We start from the raw sequence: 17,921 nt of genomic DNA on the forward strand, positions 1-17,921 counted from the left end.
TGCCGGGCCCTGAAACAATGGCACGGTGTCACAGGGTCTCTGGATCGCTATCGCGGTCATCGCCGTCCTGGTTGTCGCTGCGCTGATCGTCGGTCTGGTCCGGTATCGGCGGCGCCAGATCAGCTTGCGCCGCAGCTCAGAGGCTGCCACACCGATCGACCGCTCGGGCGGCTATACGGCCTCGTCAGGCATATCGTTCACACAATCGTCAGCAACTGCCACGCTGGACGCCCCGGGGCAGGAGCGAGGCGACCGGGGGATTGACACCGGCGTGGGGCGGCCCGGAGTCGGCGACGACGCGGCGGTGCCCCGCGACTCGGTCAAGCGGCCGATCTCCGACGTGCGACTGCCCGAGCCGCCGGTGGTCGAGGAGCCCGTCGAGCCTGAGGCGCCGGCGGTCCCCGAAGCTGCCTCGACTGCGCCCGCCCCGCTCGACCTCGACGCCATTGCGCCTGCCGAAGGCCGACTGGAGCGTCTGCGCGGCCGGCTGGCCAAATCCCAGAACGCGCTCGGACGCAGCATGCTCGGCCTGCTGGGCGGCGGCGACCTCGACGAGGCGTCGTGGGAAGAGATCGAGGACACCCTGCTGATCGCCGACCTGGGCCCTGTCGTGACCTCATCGGTGGTCGCGCAGCTGCGCAGCCGGCTGGCCAGCAGCACGGTACGCACCGAGGACGATGTCCGCGCGATCCTGCGCGCCGTGCTGATCGCCGAACTGAATCCTGGCCTCGACCGCTCGATCAAGGCGCTGCCGCACGCCGACAAACCGTCAGTGCTGTTGGTCGTCGGTGTCAACGGCACCGGCAAGACGACGACGGTCGGCAAGCTGGCCCGCGTCCTGGTGGCCGACGGACGCCGGGTCGTTCTGGGTGCGGCCGACACGTTTCGCGCCGCAGCCGCCGATCAGCTGCAGAGCTGGGCGTCGCGGGTCGGCGCCGAAGTGGTGCGCGGAGCCGAAGGTGCCGATCCCGCCTCGGTGGCCTTCGACGCCGTCGACAAAGGCATCGCCTCGGGTGCTGACGTCGTCGTCATCGACACCGCGGGCCGGCTGCACACCAAGACCGGCCTGATGGACGAGCTGGGCAAGGTCAAGCGCGTGGTCAGTAAGCGGGCGGCTGTCGACGAGGTGATCCTGGTGCTCGATGCCACGATCGGCCAGAACGGTCTGGCACAGGCACGGGTGTTCGCCGACGTCGTCGACATCACCGGAGTGGCGCTGACCAAACTCGATGGCACCGCGAAGGGTGGCATCGTCTTCCGCGTGCAGCAGGAGCTGGGTGTCCCGGTCAAGCTGGTCGGCCTGGGCGAAGGACCTGACGATCTGGCTCCGTTCGAGCCCGGCGCCTTCGTTGATGCGCTGCTCGGATAACCGCAAATCCGTTCTCAGCGGTGGGAATTGCGGGATGTAACAACCGCGAAACGCAGACTGCCGATCCGTTCACATATGCGAAACACCCAGGCGTCCTCGTGGAAACAACCACTCAGCATTGTTCTGGCCTAGGTCAACGGTGCCTAACCGTGGCATGGGTGAAGGAGGAAACTGCGAGTGGATGGATTCCCGATATTAGGTGCGCCGGACACCGGCGACACTGCGTGGATGCTTGCGAGCTCCGCGCTCGTGCTGCTGATGACGCCAGGCCTGGCCTTTTTCTACGGTGGCATGGTGCGCGCCAGGGGCGTGCTCAACATGATCATGATGAGCATCAGCTCGATGGGTGTCGTGACGGTGCTGTGGGTGCTCTACGGCTACTCGCTGGCCTTCGGCAATGACAAGTTCAACCTCTTCGGCGATCCCCTGCAGTTCTTCGGCCTCAAGGGCCTCATCGGCGGCAATGCCATCGCCGCGGTGTCGGCTGACCCGGCCGCAGGAGTCGAGGCCGCTGACGCGGTGAACATTCCGCTGGTTGGCACGTTGCCGGCGACGGTATTCGTGGCCTTCCAGCTGATGTTCGCGATCATCACCGTCGCGCTGATCTCCGGTGCCGTGGCAGACCGCCTCAAGTTCGGCGGCTGGCTCGTGTTCGCGGGTCTGTGGGCCACTTTCGTCTACTTCCCGGTCGCCCACTGGGTGTTCGCCTTCGACGGAGTGACTTCTGAGACGGGCGGGTGGATTGCCAACAAACTCAAGGCAATCGACTTCGCGGGTGGTACCGCGGTGCACATCAACGCCGGTACTGCCGGCCTGGTGCTTGCCATCATCCTGGGCAAGCGTGTCGGCTGGCCGAGCACGCCGATGCGCCCACACAACCTGCCGTTCGTGATGCTCGGTGCTGGTCTGCTGTGGTTCGGCTGGTACGGATTCAACGCCGGTTCGGCCACCAGCTCCAACGGCGCTGCCGGTACGACCTTCATCACCACCACGGTGGCCACCGCGGCGGCAATGCTGGCCTGGTTGCTCACCGAGCGTATTCGTGACGGGCATGCCACCACCCTGGGTGCCGCCTCGGGTATCGTCGCCGGGCTGGTCGCTATCACCCCGTCCTGCTCGTCGGTGAATGTGGTCGGCGCGTTGGTCATTGGTGTGGTCGCGGGCGTTGCTTGCGCACTGGCAGTCGGCCTGAAGTTCAAGTTCGGGTTCGACGATTCGCTCGACGTCGTCGGCGTGCACCTTGTGGGTGGCATCTTGGGCACCCTGCTCATCGGTCTGGTCGCAACGCCCGAAGCACCGGCAGCAGTCGCTGGTCTGTTCTACGGCGGCGGCTTCGACCAACTCTGGCGACAGGCCGTCGGTGCGGGAGCGGTTTTGCTCTACTCCGCTGTTGGTACCGCTATCTTGGCCTTGATCGTCAAGTACACCATCGGACTGCGGCTTGACCGTGAGGCCGAGGCGTCCGGTATCGACGAAGCCGAACACGCGGAGACCGCGTACGACTTCGCGGTCGCCGGCACAGGCTCGGTTCTCGGTCGTCACGGCGCGGAGGAATGAGGGAAATGAAGCTGATCACTGCGATCGTCAAGCCGTTCACGCTGGAAGACGTCAAGACCGGTCTTGAGCAGGCGGGTATTCTCGGAATGACCGTCAGCGAAGTCCAGGGGTATGGACGCCAGAAGGGTCACACCGAGGTCTACCGCGGTGCTGAATACTCCGTCGACTTCGTGCCCAAGGTTCGGGTGGAGGTCCTGGTTGATGATTCCGCCGTCGACAAGGTGGTGGACGTCATCGTGCAGGCAGCCCGGACCGGCAAGATCGGCGACGGCAAGGTGTGGGTCAGCCCGGTCGAGACCGTCATTCGGGTTCGTACCGGCGAGCGAGGGTCGGACGCCCTCTGACGTACACGATGTGAGTCTTCTTGCGGCCACACCGGATAAGAGTTCGTCGGCAACGGCCGCAGGAGGACTGAGATGACAAAGCACACAAGAGATTCCGCCGCCGGCGCGCCCCGATGGGAGGCGCCGGCGGCGGCTTCTTTCAAGCCCGCCAAAGATCTCGCCGCGGCCAACAAGCAATTGCTGGAAGGCGGCCAGCGTCAACTCGATTCGGTCGCGCTACGCGACGCTCTGCTAGATCTGCACGAGTTCTGGCTCACCACCAAGGCCGCCGAGATCGGCATCACTGCCACCAGCGGCTTCGCACTGGTGGCTACCGGGGGCCTGGGCCGTCGGGAGCTGGTTCCGTACACGGACCTGGACCTGATGCTGCTGCACGACAACATGCCACCCGAGATCGTCAGCCAGGTGGCCGAGATGTTGTGGTACCCGTTGTGGGACGCCAATATTCGGCTGGACCACAGCGTGCGAACGGTGCCCGAAGCGCTTCAGGTCGCCGGCGAGGACATCTCGGCCGGTCTGGCGATGCTGGAAGTCCGTCACATCGCCGGGGATTCCGAGCTGTCGTCGCTGCTGGTCGGTGGCGCACGGCGCCAGTGGCGCACCGGAATCGCCTCCCGCTTCGAGGAACTCGTCGAGCACTCCCAGGCCCGCTGGCAGCGCAGTGGGCAGATCGCGCACCGGGCCGAGCCCGACCTCAAGTGCGGCCGCGGTGGTCTGCGTGACGTTCAGCTGCTCAACGCACTGGCGATCGCCCAGCTCGCCGATGTCTACCCGAGCCATTCGGTTGCCTCGCCCACCGGTTCGCTCGGCGAGGCGCATCTGGCCCTGCTCAACGTTCGCACCGAACTGCACCGGGTGTCCAAGCGCGGCCGCGACCAGTTGCTGGCCCAGTTCGCCGACGAGATCGGCTCCTCGCTGCATATCGGCGACCGGTTCGACCTGGCCCGGGTTCTGTCGGACGCGGCCCGGACCATCAGCTACTACGTCGACGCGGGCCTGCGCACTGCGGCGAATGCGCTTCCGCGGCGCGGGCTTTCGGTCCTGCGCAGGCCGGTTCGTCGACCCCTCGACGAAGGTGTCATCGAATACGCCGGTGAAGTGATCCTGGCCCGTGACGCCCGGCCCGAGCGTGACCCCGGACTGATCCTGCGGGTTGCGGCCGCCTCGGCCACTACGGGGCTGCCGATCTCCGGGTCGACGCTGAGCCGGCTGGCGGACTCGGCGCCGGAGTTGCGCGCCCCGTGGCCGCGGGACGCGCTCAAGGATCTGCTGGTACTGCTGGCCGCCGGCCCCACGACCGTGGCCACGGTGGAGGCGCTGGACCGCACCGGACTGTGGGGCCGACTGTTCCCCGAGTGGGGTGCGGTGCGCGACCTTCCCCCGCGCGACGCGATCCACATCTGGACGGTCGACCGCCACCTGGTCGAAACAGTCTCCCGCGCAAGCGCGTTCACCACCCGCGTGTCGCGTCCGGACCTGCTGGTGCTCGGCGCGCTGTTGCACGACATCGGCAAGGGTCGCGGCGGAGACCACAGCGCCATCGGCGCCGAACTCGCCGTCCAGGTGGGCAACCGGCTGGGACTGTGGCCCTCTGATATCGATCTGCTCTCGGCGATCGTGCGGTATCACCTGCTGCTGCCCGACACGGCGACCCGGCGGGATCTGCAGAACCCACAGACCATCGCCAACGTGGTCGACGCGCTTAAGGGCGATCCGGTGCTGCTGGAACTGCTCGACGCCCTGGCCGAGGCTGACTCACTGGCCACCGGGCCGGGGGTGTGGGGTGACTGGAAGGCCTCGCTGATCGGCGACCTGGTGCGGCGCTGCCGGCTGGTGATGGCAGGGGAGTCGCTGCCACAGGCCGATCCTATTGATCCCCATCATCTTTCCCTGGCCGCCGACCACGGCGTCCATGTCGAGATGACGCCGGGGGAGAGCGCGCACACCTACAACGTGACGGTGATCGCACCGGACCGCCGTGGCCTGTTGTCCAAGGCGGCCGGTGTGCTCGCACTGAATTCGCTGCGGGTGCACTCCGCGGCCATCAACAGTGCCAGCGGGGCGGCCATCAACACCTTCGTGGTCTCGCCGCACTTCGGTTCACCGCCCGCGGCCGAGCTGCTGCGTCAGCAGTTCATCCTGGCCCTCGACGGTGAGCTCGACGTGATCGCGTCGCTGGAGAAGCGTGACCGCGAGGCAGCTCAGTACGGCACCGGCCGGGTGGGGGATCCCAAGCCGGCGGTGCCGGTCAACTCCGCTCCGGCCCCGCCGCGCGTTCTGTGGCGCGAGGGCATCGGTCCGGGCCAGCTGCTGGTCGAGATCCGCACCACCGACCGCACCGGGCTGCTGGCGATGCTCACCAACGTCTTCGAGCGCTCCGCCGTCGACATCGCCTGGGCCAAGATCACCACGCTGGGCTCCTCAGTGGTCGACGTGTTCGGTATCACCGTGCCGGCGCTGAACTCGGTCGACGACGTCCGCACGGCCCTCGAGCGTGATCTCTACGCCGTGCTGCCTGCCGTGACGCCGGCCAAACCCGTCGAAGAGGCCAGCTAGACCCGCGAGATCGAACGAGTTCACGACAGATTCACCTGGGTGAACGACAGTCGTGCGTGGGTGCAACGCCAACCTCGTGTTTGCGGGAAGTATGTGAACCGTTCATTGCTCGGTTGAACGGCCCAGTGGTGCCGGGCAAACGCTGCCGGAGTGCCGCTGGTGACCTCCCGGGATCAGCCGGGTTCGCGAAAGATGCTGTCCGCGTTGCCTGAACGGCGATCTGCCGCTTCGTGGCCGCGCGCGGGCCACCGCGCTGACGGGTCGCTTGGTAACGCAGACCGCTGGGGCCGCTGCGGTCGCGGTCAGTTCTGGGATGAGCTGATTCGTCGATTCACCGAAGGTCATCCAAGGCGTCTCCGATCAATTGAACGACGGTTCAGGCCGGTGTACTGTCCGGCTGTCCGAAGATGCGGTGACGAGAAGTTGGATGCGAATAGTGGCCGGGACCAATGTATTCGAGCGTGACGGAGAGTGGCTGCGGTGCGCCTTGCATGCCCACTCGACCGTCAGTGACGGTGACCTGCCGCCCAAGGCAGTCGCCCGCCAGTACGCGACCGCGGGGTTCGACGTGCTGGCCCTCACCGATCACTGGCGACTGGCGGTCGTCGACGACGTCCCGGAGATCATGATGGTCCCGGCAGCTGAGCTCACTGCCGACCTGGGGCGGGTGGGGTGGACCGCCGATGTTCTGGTGTACGGAATAGGCGACATCCCTGAGGATCCCGGGGGAGATCGGCGCAACTGGATGATCAACACCGAGGAACACTGGGAGCAGCGCACCTTCCCGTCGGTCGAAGCCTGTGCGGCGTGGGCACATCAGCAGGGCGGGGTGGCCTACGTCGCGCATCCCTACTGGACGGGGGCGGGCTCGGATGCCTTCGACGATGCCCCACACCTCGCCGGTGTCGAGATCTTCAACGGCAGTGCGGAATACGAGGGTGGCAGAGGTGACTCGTCGCTGCTGTGGGACGAGGCGTTGCAACGCGGACTTCGGTTGCACGCCATAGCCACCGACGACTCACATATGCCGCTGTTCGACATCGGGCTGGCGTGGACGTGGGTCAAGGTCGCCGAACGTACCCCGGGCGCGGTGATCGCGGCCTTGCGTGCCGGTGACTCCTACGCGTCGAGCGGACCGAGCATCCTCGAGGTCCACATCACCCACAACGGAGTCGAGGTCCGGTGCTCGCCGGCGAGTTCCATCCACGTGACCACCAGCCGGGAGAACGGCGCCAGCATCACCGCCGGCCGAGGCGGCCGGCGTACCGGCAAGATCTTCGAGACCGACGGAGCAGGCATGATTACTCACGCGAGAGTCGAATTGGATACCAGCGGAGTCGAATACGCCCGGGTGCGCGTCGTGGACGCCGCGGGTCATCAGGCTTGGACCAACGTCCTGTGAGCGCGCACATCGGCTCGACTACGCGCTTCATCGGACGCCGCTTCGGCGCCGTGCTTGCCGCGATCGTAGTGTTGATCGCCGGCTGTTCGTCCAACGGCGCCACGAACACCGACAACGTCCTCACCATCGGCACGAGCTATTACATCTCGTCGCTCAATCCCTTCGTGGGCATTGAAACTCAAGACAGCACCGCGTATTCAATGCTCTACCCCCAGCTGGTGGAGTACGGCCCGGGACTGAAGCTGGAAGGTGACTGGGCCAAGGAATGGACCGAATCACCCGACGGCCACACCATCACCTTCAAGCTCAAGGACGGCAAGTGGTCCGACGGGCAGCCGCTGACAGCTGACGACGCGGTGTGGACCGTCGAGACGATCCTGAAGTACGCCAAGGGGGCGACCGCCTCGATGGCCAAGGTTCTAGCCGGCGTCGCGTCCGCGGAAGCACCCGATCCCCAGACGCTGGTCATCCACTACGAGCAGCCGATGGGTCCGGCGATGGCCAACCTTGAGCAGATGTACATTCTGCCCAAGCACATCTGGGCGCCCCACGCGACGGGCGACGACGGCTCCGGGCTCACCGACTTCAAACCCGAGCAGCAGTTGCCAGTGGTGGCCGGGGGTCCGTTCACCATCACCAAGTACGAGGACAAGGGCACGACGGTCTTCACGCCCAACCCGAACTTCTACGGCCCCAAGCCCAATGCCTCGGCGGTCGCGCTGACCTACTACACCAACCCGACCGCGCTCATCGCCGATCTGAAGGCCGGCCGGCTGGGATTCGTCGACAACATCCCGTTCAAAGATGCCGCTCAGCTGAGGTCTGTTCCCGGCATCACGGTGACCAGCCAGCCGGGCAACGAGGTCACCAACTTCGGATTCAACTCAAGCGATTCCAAGAAGCTCAACCGTGAGCTGCTAGACCCGAAACTGCGTGAAGCATTCGAGTATGCGCTGCCGCGAGAGCAGATCGTCGGGACGGTCTTCGGCGGCGAAGCCAAGCCATGGGCCAGCATCCTGTCCGGATGGTCCGGCGACTGGGTGAACCCCGACGTGCGACCGTTGCCCAACGATGTCGACAAGGCGAACCAGATGCTGGACTCGCTGGGGTACAAGCGGGGACCGGATGGTCTCCGAGTGGTTCCGGCCACCAGCGGTGAGAAGGCACAGCCTGAGCACCCGATGCGCTACAGCGTCATCGTGCCCAACGACACCGACTATGACGGGCACCTGCAGTTCACTCTGCTCAAGAGTGCCTTCGGCAAGGTCGGGGTCGATCTCAGCGAGAAAGCCGGTGGTGACGGCACCCAGGCCTACGCGCTCATCACCGGTCCGGACGGCACGTACGAGGACGCCGACATGTTCACCTGGTACTGGCATCCCTACATCGACCCCGACTTCAACCTCGGGGTGGTCACCACCAGCGAGTTGAACAACAACAGCGACACCGGTTGGAGCAACCCCGCCTACGACGCCCTCTATGAACAACAGCGCACCACCGTCGATCCGGCGGCGCGGCGCGCACTGGTGTGGCGGGCACAGGCGGAGATCGCCAACGCCAGGCCCTATATCCAGATTGTGGAGACCAACCTGGTCACGGCCAGCTCGAACGGCTGGACCGGTTTTGCGCCGGAGTTGTTCACTCTCGGCAAGGCCTACTACACCAGCCCGCGACGGGCTTGATGGCTGCGCTGAGCCGAATCTGGTTCGCGTTCGTCACCGTGCTGGTTGCCGCGACGATCAACTTCTTCCTGTTCCGGGTGATGCCGGGCAACGCGGTGTCGGCGCTGCGCTGCCGTGGCTGCACCCCGCAGCTGCGCCAGGCGCTGCTGGAACGCTACGGCCTTGACGACCCGCTGCCGGTTCAGTTCCTCCGGTACCTCGGGCAGTTGCTGCGGGGTGACCTCGGCATCAGCGTGGCGACCGGAAAGCCGGTGTGGCAGGCCATTATCGGTCCGCTGACCAACACCTTGCCCATGTTGGTCGCGGGAACCCTCATCGCGCTCGTGCTGGGAGTCGCCAGCGGCGTGGTGTCGGCGTGGCGGCGTGGCACCGTGGTGGACGCCGCATCGCAGTGGACCGGACTGGCGTGCTACGCCATGCCCACCCAATGGATCGGCCTGCTGGTGGTGTTCTACGTCGCGGCCGCGGTGGGTCTGCCTGCGGTGGGTATCCAGAGCGCAACCCTCGATGTTCTGGGTTCGCCCTCCACCTGGGATCTCCTGGTCGATCGCACGCGGCATCTGGTATTGCCGGCGTTGACTCTAGGCATCGGCTGTTACGGCCAGTACGCGATCGTCGTGCGCTCGGCGATGCTCGAAACTCTCGGCGAGGATTACATCTTGACTGCGCGAGCAAAGGGACTGCGAGACTGGACGATCGTGCGTCGTCATGCGTTCGGCAACGCGCTGCTGCCACTGGTGACCATCGTGGCGTTGTCGGCCGGTTCCGTCGTGGCCGGAGCGATCGTCGTCGAGGACGTGTTCAGTTACCCCGGAATCGGTTTCGCTGCCGTCGACGCGATCAACAAGCGGGATTACCCGGTGCTGCAAGGCATATTTCTACTGCTGACATTGGCCGTGGTGGTGGCCAATCTCGTCGCCGATCTGATCTACGTTCGTCTCGACCCGAGGATCTCCCATGGTCGCGTCGCCGCCGGCTGAGCGCTCCGGTGACACTCCGAAGCGAGCCGGGACCCTGCGCCGTCTGGTTACCGGGAACCGGCAAACCCTCGTCGGGCTGTGTGCCCTGGGCGCGTTCGCGGTAGTCGCCCTGGCCGCGTCGCTGATCTCGCCGACCGGCGTGGACACCCAGTTCAGCAATGGTTTCGCGGCGCCCAGTGGCGCCCATCCGCTCGGGCTGGACGGTGGCGGCTTCGATGTGCTGACTCGACTGGTCCACGGTGCGCGGACCTCGTTGCTGGTCGGCTCGATCGCGGCGCTGGTCGGCATGCTCATCGGTGGGGTCATCGGCGTGAGCGCGGGCTACTTCGGTGGGCGCACGGATGGGGTGCTGATGCGCATCACCGACTATTTCCTGGTCATCCCCGACATCCCGCTGATGATCGTCGCGGCGGCCGTCTTCGGCCAGAACCTGGGCAACATCGTCATCGTGATCGGACTGGTGTACTGGGCCTCGACGGCCCGGCTGATCCGAGCCCAGGTGCTGTCGGTGCGCGAGCGCACCTTCGTACGCCGGGTGGAGGCTATGGGGGCCTCGCCGCTGTCGGTGCTGTCCCGCCATGTGGTGCCGCATGTGATGCCGCTGCTGGTGGCCAACACCGTGTTGATGGTGGCCAATGCGATTTTCGCCGAAACTTACATCAGCTTCCTGGGTTTGGGCGACCCGTCGGTGGTGTCGTGGGGACGGATGATCCAGGACGCGCTCGACCAGGGAGCGGTGCTCGCCGGCGCCTGGTGGGTCGTGCTGCCGCCCGGCTTGGCAGTGACTGCGGTCGTGCTGGCAGCCACTGTCGCAGGGCAGGGCATGGAGGACACGCTCAACCCGCGGCTGCGGGTCGGGCACCTGGCGGTGCGCAGGTTTCGGGTGCGCCCCCATTACGGCCGGCTGGAGTCCGCATGACGCAACCGCTGTTAGAGGTGCGTGACCTACACGTGGACTTCGACTCCGGTGGAAAGCGAGTCACTGCGGTTCGCGGTGTCACCTTCGGCCTCGAGCCACGCAGTCGGCTGGGGATCGTGGGGGAGTCGGGGTGCGGCAAGTCCACGGCGGTGCTCGCGGTGATGGGACTGGTGCCGCCCAACGCCGAAGTGTCCGGACAGGTCCTGCTCGACGGCGTCGACATTCTGGCCGGTGGCGATGCCGGTATGCGCAGGCACCGCTGGCGCGACATCGCGATGGTGTTCCAGGGCGCGATGAACGCCTTCAATCCGGTACGCACTATCGGTGAGCAGATCGCCGAGCCGATCCGGTTGCACCAGAAGGCAACCCGGCGCCAAGCCGGCGACCGTGTCGGGTCACTGCTCGAACTGGTGGGCATCGACTCCCGGCGGGCATCCCACTATCCGCACGAGTTCTCCGGGGGCATGAGGCAACGGGCCGCGCTGGCCATGGCGCTGGCGTGCGGACCGAAAGTGCTTCTGGCCGACGAGCCGACCACCGCGCTGGATGTGATCGTCCAAGCCGAGATCCTCGATCTGCTGCGCAACGTGACCGACGAGCTCGGTATCGCCCTGGTGTTCATCAGCCACGACCTGCCGGCTGTTGCGCAGGTCGCCGAACGGGTGGCGGTGATGTACGCCGGTCGCATCGTCGAGGAGGGCCCGGTGGACATGCTGCTCGCCGCCGCACGTCATCCCTACACAGCCGCACTGGTGTCGGCGATCCCGAACCCGCTGTCCGACAAGGGGATGCGCTCCATCGCTGGTGACCCGCCCCGGCTCGACGCGCCGGTATCGGGATGTTCCTTTGCGCCGCGCTGCCCGTCGGTGCTCGATATCTGCCGAGACGTCGAACCCGCCAACGTCGACGATGGCATCGGTTCGGTCGCCTGCCACCTCGCTTCGCCCACGCTGGCGTCGCGATGACTGCGCCGCTGCTGGAGGTGTCCGACCTGACCGTGCGTTACCCCGTCGGGCCGGCCGGCATTCTGCGCCGTCGGCGGTCGGTGGTGCACGCTGTCGAACAGGTATCGCTGACCGTGAATGCCGGTGAGGTTGTGGCCCTGGTTGGCGAATCAGCTTGCGGTAAAAGCACTGTCGCACGGACGATCGCGGGGGTTCAGCGGCCCAGCGGGGGCCGGGTCGTGTTCGAGGGCGCCGATCTGACCCGGCTTCGCGGTTCTGCGCTGCAGCCCTATCGCCGGGCGATTCAACTGGTCCATCAGGACCCGTACGACTCGCTCGATCCGCGGATGACGGTGCGCTCGATCGTCGACGAAGGCCTGCGAATCCACCACATCCCCCGGCGTGAGCGGGACGCGGCGGTCTACGCCGCGCTGGAGCGGGTCGGGCTGGGGCCGGCGGCGTGGGTCCTTGACCGGTTTCCCCACGAGTTGTCCGGCGGGCAGCGTCAACGAGTGGCCATCGCGGCAGCGGTTGCGCTGAAGCCGCGGCTGTTGTTGGCCGACGAACCGGTGTCCATGCTCGACGTCTCGGTCCGGGCCAGCGTGCTCAACCTGATCGGGGGTCTGCGCGACGACGGGTTGGGAGTGCTGTTCATCACCCACGATCTCGCCAGCGCCGTCTTGCTGGCCGACCGCGTCGCGGTGATGTATTTCGGGCGGATCGTGGAGGTGGGTTCCGCCGACGAGGTACTGCGTCGGCCGGCCCACCCCTACACCAGGGCGCTGCTGTCGGCGATGCCCTCGCCCGACCCGGCGGTACGGACCCGGCCGGAGGTCGTACGTGGTGAGCTGCCCGATGCCCAGCGGCCACCGGCCGGATGCGCGTTCGCCTCGCGATGCCCACTGGTGCGGACCGGGTGCGAGCAGACTGTCCCGTCCCTGTCGGCGGTGGGAGTCGGTCACCGTGCGGCCTGTTTCGTGACGGCCCGCTCAGCCGACGAGGCTCGCGACGGTGCGCGCCCAGCCGTGCAGCCGCGGATCACGCAGTGAGTCGGTGATGAAATCCCCGTCGAGGTCGGCCGCGCTGTCCGACGGCACGGCTACCACGTAGGCACCCGCGGCACGGGCCGCCGCAACGCCGGTGGCCGAGTCCTCGAATGCGACGCCTTCGGCGGCCGCCGCACCGAGCCGGGCGAAGGCGGTCAGATACAGCTCAGGGTGCGGCTTGGGGTCGGCCACCTCGTCGGCCGCGACGGTCACCGCGAAATGGCCGGCGATTCCGCCTGAGTCGAGAATCATGTCGAGGATCGCGCGATTGCTGTTGGAGGCGATGGCGAGAGGAAACCGCTGCGAAAGGGCACCCAGAAGTTCACCCGCCCCCGCCATCTGTGCCACACGGTCGCCGAGCTCGGCTTCGACGAGCTCGATCAACGGGTCACGCAACCGGGTACCGTGGGCCGGCTGACCGATCAGCGCGGCGATGGCGTCACAGATGTCCTCGACGGTGCGGCCCAGCAGCAGGGTGCGCTCACGCTCACCGAAAGGCCGGCCGTAGCGGGCCAGCAGTGCCGCCTCGGCACGCGCCCAGCAGCTCTCGGTATCCAGCAGCAGGCCGTCGCAGTCGAACACGATTCCACTCACCGCTGACGGCAGCTCGCTCACAGGGTGTAAGGGTATTCACCGCCCGCGTGAGCGGCCACTTGCGTCCTCGTCGCACCGGTTAGGCTCTATCTCGTGTTTGAATCCCTGTCCGACCGGTTGACCGGTGCGCTCTCAGGCCTGCGCGGCAAAGGCCGGCTGACCGACGCCGACATCGACGCCACCACCCGCGAGATCCGCCTGGCCCTGCTCGAGGCGGACGTCTCGCTGCCGGTGGTCCGCGAGTTCGTCAACCGCATCAAGGAGCGGGCCAAGGGCGCGGAGGTCTCCGCCGCGCTCAACCCGGCCCAGCAGGTCGTCAAGATCGTCAACGACGAGCTCATCGGCATCCTCGGCGGTGAGAGCCGTCAGCTGGCGTTCGCCAAGAACCCGCCGACGGTCATCATGCTGGCCGGCCTGCAGGGCGCCGGTAAGACCACACTGGCCGGCAAGCTGGCCAAGTGGCTCAAGGGCCAGGGTCACACCCCGCTGCTGGTGGCGTGTGACCTGCAACGTCCCGGCGCGGTCAGTCAGCTCAAGATCGTCGGCGAGCGGGCCGGGGTCAGCGTGTTCGCCCCGCACCCGGGCACCGCAGAGGGGTCCCATGACGCCCCGCCGGGAGACCCGGTCGCCGTGGCGGCCGCCGGCCTCGCCGAGGCGAAAGCCAAGCACTTCGACGTCGTCGTCGTCGACACCGCAGGCCGGCTGGGTATCGACGAAGAGCTGATGGCCCAGGCCGCCGCGATCCGCGACGCGACCAACCCCGACGAGACGCTGTTCGTCCTCGACGCGATGATCGGCCAGGACGCGGTGGCCACCGCCGAGGCCTTCGGCGCCGGGGTCGGGTTCACCGGCGTGGTGCTGACCAAGCTCGACGGCGACGCCCGCGGTGGTGCGGCGCTGTCGGTCCGCGAGGTCACCGGCGTGCCGATCCTGTTCGCGTCCACCGGCGAGAAGCTCGACGACTTCGAGGTCTTCCACCCCGACCGGATGGCCGGGCGCATCCTGGGCATGGGCGATGTGCTGAGCCTCATCGAGCAGGCCGAGCAGGTTTTCGACCAGCAGAAGGCCGAGGAGGCCGCCGCCAAGATCGGCTCCGGCGAGCTGACGCTGGAGGACTTCCTCGAGCAGATGCTGGCCATCCGGAAGATGGGTCCGATCGGCAACCTGCTGGGCATGCTGCCCGGAGCGGGCCAGATGAAGGACGCCCTGGCCGCGGTGGACGACAGGCAGCTCGACCGGCTGCAGGCGATCATCCGCGGCATGACTCCGCAGGAGCGGGCCGACCCGAAGATCATCAACGCCTCGCGGCGGCTGCGCATCGCCAACGGCTCGGGGGTGACCGTCTCTGAGGTCAACCAGCTCGTTGACCGGTTCTTCGAAGCCCGAAAGATGATGTCGCAGATGGCCGGCGCGATGGGCATGCCCTTCGGTCGCCGTTCGTCGAAGAAGAACGCCAAGAACAACAAGAAGGGCAAGAAGGGCGGGCGTGGCCCGACGCCGCCGAAGGCCCGTAACCCGTTGCTTGCCGGTGGACTGCCGGGCGGGTTCCCGGACCTTTCCGGCATGCCCGAGGGGCTCAACGAGTTGCCGCACGGTCTGGCCGATTTCGACCTGTCCAAGCTGAAGTTCCCCGGTAAGCCGTAAACCGTTGGGGCCGTTACATATCCGGGGCCGTGGCCTGCCGGACGGCGAGCCCGTCGAATGGTGGATCGTCGACGGTGTCCTGCATTCGGACGCGGTTGCCGGTGCCGAGACGATCTGGGACGGCGGCTGGATCATCCCCGGGCTGGTCGACGCGCACTGCCATGTCGGGCTGGGTCCGCATGGCGAGACGCCGTTGGACGAGGCCATCGCACAGGCCGAGGCCGAACGGGCGGCCGGGGCTCTGCTGCTGCGGGATTGCGGATCGCCCACCGACACCCGCAGCCTCGACGACCATCACGACCTGCCGCGAATCATCCGGGCAGGCAAGCATTTGGCCCGTCCGAAACGCTATGGGCGCGGCCATGCCGTCGAACTCGAGGACGAGTGGCAGCTACCCGAGGCGCTGGCGGAGCAGGCCCGCGCCGGCGACGGCTGGGTGAAACTCGTCGGAGACTGGATCGACCGGTCGGTGGGGGACCTGGCACCGCTGTGGTCCGACGACGTGCTGCGCGCCGCCATCTCCGCCGCCCACGACGCCGGCGCCCGGGTCACCGCGCACGTGTTCAGCGAGGATGCCCTGCCGGGCCTGATCGCCGCGGGCATCGACTGCATCGAGCATGGCACCGGCCTCACCGACGATACGATCGCGATGATGGCCGACCATGGCACCGCGCTGGTGCCCACCCTGATCAATATCGACAATTTTCCGGAATTCGCCGATGCCGCAAGCAAATTCCCGGTCTACGCCGCGCATATGCGCGACCTGCACGCCCACTGCCCGCAGCGGATCTCCGCCGCCCGCGACGCCGGCATCCCCATCTATGCGGGCACGGACGCGGGCAGCAATGTCGAACACGGCCGAATCGCCGACGAGGTCGATGCGCTCAAGGGCATCGGGATGACCGCGACGGACGCTCTCGGTGCGGCCTGCTGGGACGCCAGACGCTGGCTGGGCCGACCGGCTCTGGCCGACGGAGCCTCGGCGGATCTGCTCTGCTTCCAACAAGATCCGCGCGATGGCGCAGACGTCCTGTCCCGCCCCGACCGGGTGATCCTGCGCGGCCGCGTGTTCTAGCCAGCGTTGCCCAGCAGCTTCCAGTCAGGATCGTCTGGCTGTGCCGTTGTCGCGGCGTTGCCGGGTCCGGTCGCGCCGACCGGGGCGATGGGCAACTCCAAACCGATCGTGTGATCGGTCGCGTCGGCGGGTTGGGCGGCTTCGTTACTCCCTACGCTCGGCCGTGAGACTCCCGGGCCGGGATGACCTGCCGCGGCCGCCGGCCCGGCCAGAATCAGCGAGCATGCCGCCAATCCGCCGCCGATCACAGCCACCAGGGACGTCTTGGTGCGCTTCATATCGATACTCCCTCGACCTTGTGACGCCACCCTCGGCGGCGTTCTGTACTGGATACGATCGGCCGTCGCGGGCACGACGTCTGTCCACCGTTCAGGCCCATCCGAGGAGGGTGTCGATATCCACCGATCGGGGGACGGGCGTCAGGCAGCGCCGTCGTCTTCGCGGTCTTTGAGCAGGCGTTCGGGGTGGTGGTAGGTGTTGATGCCGGCGCCGGGGAAGGGCAGTTGTGGTGGTGGGATCCATTCGGTGGTGCCGTCGGCGCGTTTTCGTACGCTCCAGCCTTCGTCGAGCAGTTTGTGGTCGGGTGGGCAGGCTTGGGTGAGTTTGTCGATGTTGGTCAGACCACCTTTGGCCCATTCGTCGATGTGGTGGACTTCTGTGCGGTAGCCGGGGGCGTCGCAGCCGGGCCGGGTACAGCCACGGTCCTTGTTGTGCAACATGATTCGTTGGTCGCCGGTGGCCAGACGCTTGGTGCGGCCCAACCAGAGGGCTTGGCCGGTGACCCCGTCGAACAGGGCGAGGTAGTGGTAGGCGTGGGTGGCCATGCGGATCACGTCGGACATTGGGATGAGGGTGCCGCCGGCGGTGACGGCTTGTCCGGTCTTGGCCTGAATGTCCTGCAGTGTGGTGGAGACGATGACGGTCACCGGTAGTCCGTTGTGTTGGCCGAGTTTCGGATCGCCGAGTTGTCCGCGCACCAGCGCGGTTAGCGCGTCGTGCCGGCGTTGGGGCACGCTGCGGGCATCCCGTTCGGCGACCTCGGCGCTGGGTTCGGTGGTGACGGTGGGGGTTTGGTCGGCGGGGTTGCACATGCCGGGGCCGGCGAACTTGGCGAACCAGGCGTCGAGCATGGCGCGGAGTTCGGGGTTGGCGATGAGTTTGCCGACGCTCATGCCGTCGGGGCGTTGTCCGCCGCACCAGCTGAATCCGCGTTTGCGGGCGCGGTCGTCGTCGGAGAAGGTGCCGTCGGGGTTGAGGGTCATCGCGAGGCGGGCAGCGACTTTCTCGAGCTGGTCGGGGCGCAGGCTCGTGGCGTGTTCAGCCAACGAGGCTTCGGCTTTCTCGATTGCGGCGGGCCCGACGTGGTCGGGCAGCTCGCGGAAGAACTTCTGGATGACGCGGAGGTGTTCGGCGTCGAGCAGGCCGTCGTGCCAGACCGTCGAGGTCGTCGGGAGCAGTGGCGGCAGTGGCTCACCGGTCAGGGTGGTGCGTGCCGCGAGCTCCTCGGCGTCGCGTAGGCGGCGGCGGGCCTCGCTGCGGCTGATCCGCAGCATGTCGGCCAGGCTGATCGGTGGCGGTGGGCAGCCCGGGATGTGCTGCAGGCGGGCCAGGTGATCGTGGCTGATCGCGATCTGGCGGCGCCGGGCGGATTCGAGCCGGTCGAGCACGTGGTAACGCTGCAGGTCCTCGACCGCATCCAGATCGCCGGCGGCGAGTTCGGCGACCAGGGTGTCGAGGTCGTCGAGAACCGCCATGATCGAACGCATGTTCGAAAGACTAGCGCCACGCACCGACAAAAAACGTGACCCG

General features: G+C 67.1%; 15 protein-coding genes. 12 read left to right on the forward strand and 3 right to left on the reverse strand.

The window, feature by feature from the left end:
* Positions 1-25 precede the first annotated feature (25 nt).
* The 10 genes from ftsY to OG976_RS22450 all read left to right on the forward strand — a co-directional run bounded on the left by ftsY (position 26) and on the right by OG976_RS22450 (position 12,802).
* Complete coding sequence (gene ftsY, locus OG976_RS22405) at positions 26-1,369, forward strand: signal recognition particle-docking protein FtsY (RefSeq protein ID WP_328353823.1); 1,344 nt, start codon at positions 26-28, stop codon at positions 1,367-1,369.
* Positions 1,370-1,546: 177 nt separating this feature from the next.
* Positions 1,547-2,926 (forward strand): ammonium transporter, encoded by a 1,380-nt coding sequence (locus tag OG976_RS22410; protein WP_328353826.1) that lies wholly within the window; start codon positions 1,547-1,549, stop codon positions 2,924-2,926.
* 5 nt (positions 2,927-2,931) lie between these two features.
* Complete coding sequence (locus tag OG976_RS22415) at positions 2,932-3,270, forward strand: P-II family nitrogen regulator (protein WP_167103821.1); 339 nt, start codon at positions 2,932-2,934, stop codon at positions 3,268-3,270.
* A gap of 72 nt (positions 3,271-3,342) precedes the next feature.
* Positions 3,343-5,826 carry a [protein-PII] uridylyltransferase gene (locus OG976_RS22420; protein WP_328353831.1) on the forward strand — a complete coding sequence of 828 codons (2,484 nt, stop codon included), beginning with the start codon at positions 3,343-3,345 and terminating at the stop codon, positions 5,824-5,826.
* Positions 5,827-6,262: 436 nt separating this feature from the next.
* Entirely contained in the window at positions 6,263-7,228 is a 966-nt protein-coding gene (locus tag OG976_RS22425) for a PHP domain-containing protein (RefSeq protein WP_328353834.1), read from the forward strand.
* On the forward strand, positions 7,225-8,910 hold the full coding sequence (locus OG976_RS22430) for an ABC transporter substrate-binding protein (protein WP_328353837.1): 1,686 nt from the start codon (positions 7,225-7,227) through the stop codon (positions 8,908-8,910). The genes OG976_RS22425 and OG976_RS22430 overlap by 4 nt, the downstream gene beginning before the upstream one ends.
* Complete coding sequence (locus OG976_RS22435; RefSeq protein ID WP_328353840.1) at positions 8,910-9,890, forward strand: ABC transporter permease; 981 nt, start codon at positions 8,910-8,912, stop codon at positions 9,888-9,890. The genes OG976_RS22430 and OG976_RS22435 overlap by 1 nt, the downstream gene beginning before the upstream one ends.
* Positions 9,868-10,809, forward strand: a complete 942-nt coding sequence (locus OG976_RS22440; protein WP_328353843.1) for an ABC transporter permease — start codon at positions 9,868-9,870, stop codon at positions 10,807-10,809. Before OG976_RS22435 ends, OG976_RS22440 begins: the two co-directional genes overlap by 23 nt.
* A complete protein-coding gene (locus tag OG976_RS22445; RefSeq protein WP_328353846.1) occupies positions 10,806-11,774 on the forward strand; it encodes an ABC transporter ATP-binding protein in 969 nt (322 codons plus the stop codon). The genes OG976_RS22440 and OG976_RS22445 overlap by 4 nt, the downstream gene beginning before the upstream one ends.
* Positions 11,771-12,802: an ABC transporter ATP-binding protein gene (locus OG976_RS22450; RefSeq protein ID WP_328353850.1), complete on the forward strand. Its 1,032-nt coding sequence runs from the start codon at positions 11,771-11,773 to the stop codon at positions 12,800-12,802. The genes OG976_RS22445 and OG976_RS22450 overlap by 4 nt, the downstream gene beginning before the upstream one ends.
* Here the strand turns inward: OG976_RS22450 and OG976_RS22455 are convergent.
* The gene (locus OG976_RS22455) at positions 12,743-13,414 is read right to left on the reverse strand and encodes an HAD family hydrolase (protein ID WP_328353853.1); all 672 of its coding nucleotides are present in this window, start codon (positions 13,412-13,414) and stop codon (positions 12,743-12,745) included. The genes OG976_RS22450 and OG976_RS22455 overlap by 60 nt on opposite strands.
* 72 nt (positions 13,415-13,486) lie before the next feature.
* Between OG976_RS22455 and ffh the strand changes: the two genes are divergently transcribed.
* Together ffh and OG976_RS22465 are read left to right on the forward strand one after the other, a co-directional pair.
* Positions 13,487-15,037, forward strand: a complete 1,551-nt coding sequence (gene ffh / locus OG976_RS22460) for a signal recognition particle protein (RefSeq protein WP_328353856.1) — start codon at positions 13,487-13,489, stop codon at positions 15,035-15,037.
* Between the two features lie 4 nt (positions 15,038-15,041).
* Complete coding sequence (locus tag OG976_RS22465) at positions 15,042-16,112, forward strand: metal-dependent hydrolase family protein (RefSeq protein WP_328353859.1); 1,071 nt, start codon at positions 15,042-15,044, stop codon at positions 16,110-16,112.
* Here OG976_RS22465 and OG976_RS22470 read toward each other — a convergent pair.
* Entirely contained in the window at positions 16,109-16,390 is a 282-nt protein-coding gene (locus OG976_RS22470; protein WP_328353862.1) for a hypothetical protein, read from the reverse strand. The genes OG976_RS22465 and OG976_RS22470 overlap by 4 nt on opposite strands.
* Positions 16,391-16,531: 141 nt before the next feature.
* Positions 16,532-17,878: an HNH endonuclease signature motif containing protein gene (locus OG976_RS22475; RefSeq protein WP_328353865.1), complete on the reverse strand. Its 1,347-nt coding sequence runs from the start codon at positions 17,876-17,878 to the stop codon at positions 16,532-16,534.
* Positions 17,879-17,921: the final 43 nt, after the last annotated feature.

Origin of the sequence: Mycobacterium sp. NBC_00419 (assembly GCF_036023875.1) — a bacterium.
Lineage (GTDB): Bacteria > Actinomycetota > Actinomycetes > Mycobacteriales > Mycobacteriaceae > Mycobacterium.

What these genes read in the sequence shown, in the direction of transcription:
- OG976_RS22415 (WP_167103821.1), top strand. Translation starts at nt 2,932, where the DNA reads ATGAAGCTGATCACTGCGATCGTCAAGCCGTTCACGCTGGAAGACGTC.
- OG976_RS22420 (WP_328353831.1), top strand. Translation starts at nt 3,343, where the DNA reads ATGACAAAGCACACAAGAGATTCCGCCGCCGGCGCGCCCCGATGGGAG.
- OG976_RS22435 (WP_328353840.1), top strand. Translation starts at nt 8,910, where the DNA reads ATGGCTGCGCTGAGCCGAATCTGGTTCGCGTTCGTCACCGTGCTGGTT.
- OG976_RS22440 (WP_328353843.1), top strand. Translation starts at nt 9,868, where the DNA reads ATGGTCGCGTCGCCGCCGGCTGAGCGCTCCGGTGACACTCCGAAGCGA.
- OG976_RS22445 (WP_328353846.1), top strand. Translation starts at nt 10,806, where the DNA reads ATGACGCAACCGCTGTTAGAGGTGCGTGACCTACACGTGGACTTCGAC.
- OG976_RS22450 (WP_328353850.1), top strand. Translation starts at nt 11,771, where the DNA reads ATGACTGCGCCGCTGCTGGAGGTGTCCGACCTGACCGTGCGTTACCCC.
- OG976_RS22470 (WP_328353862.1), bottom strand. Translation starts at nt 16,390, where the DNA reads ATGAAGCGCACCAAGACGTCCCTGGTGGCTGTGATCGGCGGCGGATTG.
- OG976_RS22475 (WP_328353865.1), bottom strand. Translation starts at nt 17,878, where the DNA reads ATGCGTTCGATCATGGCGGTTCTCGACGACCTCGACACCCTGGTCGCC.